The organism is Frankia tisae, assembly GCF_025403405.1.
GTDB lineage: Bacteria > Actinomycetota > Actinomycetes > Frankiales > Frankiaceae > Frankia > Frankia tisai.
Window position 1 is genome coordinate 1 of the sequence record NZ_JANEZT010000765.1, and the last position, 704, is coordinate 704.

Annotated in this window: 1 protein-coding gene and 1 pseudogene; both read left to right on the forward strand. The window is 70.5% G+C overall.

Features of this window, described 5'->3' with window-relative positions:
- Positions 1-55 precede the first annotated feature (55 nt).
- Positions 56-166: pseudogene (locus NBZ85_RS31570) on the forward strand (hypothetical protein); the annotation flags it as partial.
- 235 nt (positions 167-401) lie between these two features.
- On the forward strand, positions 402-626 hold the full coding sequence (locus tag NBZ85_RS31575) for a hypothetical protein (protein WP_261560818.1): 225 nt from the start codon (positions 402-404) through the stop codon (positions 624-626).
- Positions 627-704 lie beyond the last annotated feature (78 nt).

The window sequence follows — 704 nt, forward strand, 5'->3', positions numbered from 1 at the left end:
GGCCGATCGGCGGGCGGGCGGGAAGCTGCCGGTTCACGTGACTGCCTATCTGACGATGGCGTTGTGCCTGTTCCCGGACGATGACTACACCGAGGTCGCCACGAAGGTGACCGGTTCGTTGGACCGGTTCGGCTGCTGGGACGCGGCCTGGTCGCCACCGACCGCCGGCGGGATCACCCAGGCCCGCAGACGGCTGGGCCGTGAGCTGCTGGCGGAGGTGTTCGAGGGCGTCGCCGAACCGGTGGCCCCACAGGGTTCGCGGGGGTCGTGGCTGCACGGGCGGCGGCTGCTGGCGGTCGACGGGGTCGACGTGGATCTGCCCGACACCCCACAGAACGTCGCCGAGTTCGGCCACGCTGGTTCGAGTGAGAAAGCGGTCGGCGTTCCCGAAGGCGCGGGTGGTGACGCTGTCGGAGTGCGGCACGCATGCGTTCCTGGCCGCCGAGGTCGCGCCGTGGACGACCTCGGAGAAGGCGCTGGCGAACCGGCTCTACCAGCGGCTGCGTCCCGACGAGCTGCTCACCGCCGACCGGCTGTTCTACGGCTTCGACGCCTGGGCACTGGCCGCCGCCACAGGCCCTACCTGTCAAGATGGTGCGAGACAGGCGATGTCTGTCAACCAGTGACGAGGGCGGGTAGGGAGCGCGAGCCAGATGGACACGGGGCTGACAGCAGCTCGCCGGCCGGTCGACGATGGTCCGGTG